This is a genomic window from Microbacterium sp. zg.Y909 (assembly GCF_024626565.1).
Genome location: NZ_JANJFJ010000379.1, coordinates 1 through 4,256, shown reverse-complemented (window position 1 = coordinate 4,256; position 4,256 = coordinate 1). Strand labels below are relative to the sequence as shown.

The 4,256-nt window shown below is 73.3% G+C and carries 3 protein-coding genes; 2 read left to right on the top strand and 1 reads right to left on the bottom strand.

The genetic code is table 11. The features are described 5' to 3' along the window. On the top strand, positions 1-384 hold a 384-nt coding region (locus NQ160_RS19655; RefSeq protein ID WP_257516799.1), incomplete at its 5' end, for an SDR family oxidoreductase. A gap of 55 nt (positions 385-439) precedes the next feature. On the opposite strand, the gene NQ160_RS19650 is transcribed toward NQ160_RS19655, so the two are convergent. After that, positions 440-2,710: a glycoside hydrolase family 3 C-terminal domain-containing protein gene (locus tag NQ160_RS19650; protein WP_257516798.1), complete on the bottom strand. Its 2,271-nt coding sequence runs from the start codon at positions 2,708-2,710 to the stop codon at positions 440-442. Between the two features lie 57 nt (positions 2,711-2,767). Here NQ160_RS19650 and NQ160_RS19645 point away from each other — a divergent pair, with 57 nt between their 5' ends. Next, positions 2,768-4,255: a carboxylesterase/lipase family protein gene (locus NQ160_RS19645; RefSeq protein WP_257516797.1), complete on the top strand. Its 1,488-nt coding sequence runs from the start codon at positions 2,768-2,770 to the stop codon at positions 4,253-4,255. Position 4,256: the final 1 nt, after the last annotated feature.

Here is a 4,256-nt window from a genome sequence, read left to right as displayed (position 1 = left end):
GCGGTCATCCCCGCCATGCTCGCCCAGGGCGGCGGCTCGATCGTCAACACCGCATCCGAGGCGGCCCTGCGCGGCTCGGCGGCCGGAGCGGCCTACACCGCGTCGAAGCACGCGGTGGTGGGGCTCACCAAGTCCACCGCGTTCATGTACGGCCCGAGCGGCATCCGCTGCAACGCCGTCGCCCCCGGAGCGACCATCACCAACATCGAGGCGAAATTCGCCTCGCCGCTGGGCGCCGAGCGCGTGCGCGCGGCGATGACGATCCTCCCCGACCCCGCCGAGGCCGACGCCCTGGCGGCATCCATCACCTTCCTGCTGAGCGATGACGGCGTGAACATCAACGGTGTCACTCTGGCCAGCGACGGAGGTTGGTCGGCAGCCTGACCCGAACCCGCTGCCGACGAGGGGCCCCGAGAGCGCATCGCGCCCGGGGCCTCTGTCATCTACCCGAGAGACCGTTCGCCAGGGCGACCAGCTTCTCGAGCTGCCCGTATGAGACCGGCACCCCCGGAAAGCCCGCCAGCCGGCCGATCGGGAACGAGGCCATCATCTTCTGCATCGCCTCGTCGGGCATGAGCCCGCCGCCGGCAGAGCCCCCGAGCATCATCCCCATGGCCTTCTGCACGAGGGGACCGACGACCGGGTGGCCGAGCAACTCGCCCACCGACGACGACATGGTCAGCGGCGTGCGCACCTCGTCCGCCGCGACGGGAACGGTCACCGTGCCGCGCACGTCACGGCTCGAGGCGCCCACCGCCACCACGTAGTCGCCACCCTCGACGATCCACCGGTCGACCTGCACGTTCCAGTAGGCAAGGTCCGCGCGCGCGATGACGAGCTCGACCTCGCGCGTCTCGCCCGGCTCCAGCGCCACCGATGTGAACGCCTTCAGCTCCCGCGGCGGGCGGACGATGGTCGAGCCCGGAAGGGATGTGTAGACCTGCACGACCTCGCGCCCTGCCCGGGCTCCCGTGTTGGTCACCGTCAGCGCGACACGCAGGTCACCGGAGGCGGTGACGGATGCCGTCGGCGACCCGTAGTCGAACGCGGTGTACGACAGCCCGTGACCGAAGGGATACGCGATGTCCATCTGCCGGGCGTCGTACCAGCGGTAGCCGACGAACAGGCCCTCGCCATAGCGCACGTGGCCGGATTCGCCGGGGAAGTTGCCGTAGGCGGGGGTGTCCGTCAGTCGCAGCGGGATGGTCTCGGCGAGCTTGCCGGACGGGTTCACCTCGCCGAACAGCACGTCGGCGGTCGCGCCGCCGCCGGCCTGTCCCAGCAGCCACGCCTCGACGATCGCCGGCACCCGGTCGCGGAAGGGAAGTGCCACCACCCCGCCGTGCGAGAGCACGACGACCGTGCGGGGGTTGGCCTCGAGCACCGCGTCCAGGAGTGCGAGCTGCTCGGCGGGAAGGTCGATGTGCTCGCGGTCGAAGCCCTCCGATTCCTCGGCGGCGGGCAGCCCCAGGAAGACCACCGCCGTCTCGGCGTCGCGCGCGGCTGCGACGGCCTCGGCCACCAGCACACCCGCATCCGGATGGTCGGCGGCATCCGCACCGCCCCCGTCGAGCGCGAAGCCCACGGCCGCGACGACCACGCCCTCGGACAGGGCGCGGATCTCTTCCAGGGCGCTGTCGAGGCGGGTCGGGTTGATCAGCGACGACCCGGCGCCCTGATAGCGCGGCGCGGCGGCGAAGGCGCCGATGACGGCCAGTCGCGCATCGCGCCGCAGCGGCAGCAGCCCACCGTCGTTCTTCAGCAGCACGATCGAGCGCCCCGCCGCCTCGCGCGCCAGCGCGTGGTGCGCGTCGACGTCGAGCGGGGCGGGAGCGGGGCGCTCGCCGGCCCGCGCCACAAGGTCCATGACCCGTTGCGCCGCCGTCTCGAGCGACCCCTCGGCAAGGCGCCCCGCCTCGACGGCCTCGACCAGCTGCGCATCGGTGCGCCCGCCACTGGCCGGCATCTCGAGGTCTAGCCCTGCCGCCAGCGCTGCGACGCGATCCTCGACGGCGCCCCAGTCCGACACGACCAGCCCGTCGAACCCCCACTCTTCCCGCAGCACCTGCGTCAGCAGCCACGGATCCTCCGAGGCGTACACGCCGTTGATGCGGTTGTAGGCGCACATCACCGTCCAGGGCAGGGCCTGGGTCACCACCCGCTCGAAGCCGCGCAGGTAGATTTCGCGCATCGGCCTCGGGTCGACGTCCGCGCTCACCCGCAGTCGGTCGGTCTCCTGGTTGTTGGCGGCGAAGTGCTTCAGCGACGCGCCCACACCCTGGGACTGGATGCCGCGCACGGCGGCCGCACCGAGCACTCCGGCGACGACGGGGTCCTCGGAGTAGTACTCGAAGTTGCGGCCGCACAGCGGCGAGCGCTTGATGTTGATGCCGGGGCCGAGCACGACGGCGACGTCCTCGATCGCCGCCTCCCGCCCGATCGCCGCGCCGACGCGCTGCACGAGGTCGGCGTCGAACGACGAGGCCAGGCCGGCCGCCGGCGGGAAGCAGGTCGCCGGCACGCTCGAGGCGAGCCCCAGGTGGTCGCCCGCGCCGGTCTGCTTGCGCAGGCCGTGCGGCCCGTCGGTCAGCGTGATCGAGGGCACCCCGACGCGCTGTACCGCCTTGGTGCTCCAGAAGTCGGCGCCACTGGTCAGCGAGGCCTGCTCGTGGACGGTGAGATCGGATGCCGTGCGCGACCGCGGTGTCATGCGCACACCATAAGCCATCGGCCGCCGCGAACGCGGGGGGCGGTCTACGCTCGAGGTATGGCCACGCCCACCCTGGTGACCACCGACGCGGGACGCGTGCGGGGTTTCTGGCGCACCCGCGGCGGCCACCGCTCGGCCGCGTTCCTCGGCATCCCCTACGCCGCCGCACCGGTGGGGCCCCTCCGCTACGCCGCACCCGCGCCCGTGGTTCCGTGGACGGGTGTGCGGGATGCCACGACCTACGGGGCCACGCCGCATCGCTCCGACGACGGGCTGACCCTCATCCCGGAGCCGTCGATCCCCGGTGAGGACACGCTCAACGTCAACGTCTTCACCCCCGACCCGTCGGAGCGCTCCCCCGGCCTGCCGGTGATGGTCTACATCCACGGCGGTGGCTTCACCTCGGGCTCGCCGGCCAGTCCTTGGTACGACGGCGCCGCCTTCAACCGCGACGGCGTCGTCACGGTCACGGTCGCCTACCGGCTCGGCTTCGATGGCTTCGGTGCGATCGAGGGGGCGCCCGCAAATCGCGGCGTGCGCGACTGGCTCGCCGCCCTGGAGTGGGTGCAGCGCAACATCGCCGCGTTCGGCGGCGACCCGTCGCGGGTCACCCTCGCGGGGCAGTCCGCCGGCGGCGGGGCGGTGCTCACCCTCCTCGGTCTGCCCGCCGCCCAGCACCTGTTCCACGCCGCCATCTCGTTCTCGGGGGCCATCGCCGACGTCGCGGCCGCCCGAGCCGCTGCCGCATCGCGGCGCCTGGCGGCGCTGGCCGGCGTCGAACCCACCCGGGAGGGGTTCACCTCTGTTCCCGAGGAGCGCCTCTGGTCGCTGCAGGATGCTGCCGGCCGGCCGGACGACGCCGGCGCCCTCACGGTGGTGCGGGAACTGCTGCACGAGGGCCTGCCGTGGGGGCCCCTCGTCGACGGCGACCTGCTCACCATGCCGACGGTCGACGCTCTCGCCGCCGGCATCGGCGCGGACAAGCCGCTGATGCTGGGCACCACCGACGACGAGTTCACGATGGTCACCGACGGGCTGCGCGGCGTGCTTCGCCTGGTCCCGACCCCGCTCGCCCTCGGGCTCTTCCTTTCCGGCCGGTCCGTTCGTCGCGCGTACCTCGCGGCCAACCGGCCGCAGCGGCGCCTCGGCACCGCGGCGATGGCCGGCCGCTACGTGACCGACCGGCTGTTCCGGTCGCTGGTGCTGCGTGTCGCCGACGCCCGCACCGCGACGGGCGCACCCACCTGGACCTACAGCTTCTCGTGGCCCTCCCCCACCCGGCGGTGGTCGCTGCACTGCCTCGACGTGCCGTTCTGGTTCGACTGCCTCGACGCCGTGGGCGTGGCCGACGTCGCCGGCCCGGTGCCGCCGCCCGCGCTCGCGTCGGCGATGCACGGCACGGCGGTCGCGTTCGTGCGCGATGGCGCCCCCGGATGGACGCCGTGGTCGGCGCAGCCGGGCACCACGCGGGTCTTCGGCGGACCGGCATCCGCCCCCGACGTCGTGCCCGACGGCTACGCGAGCGCCCGGCCGCTGGTCAGCTGAG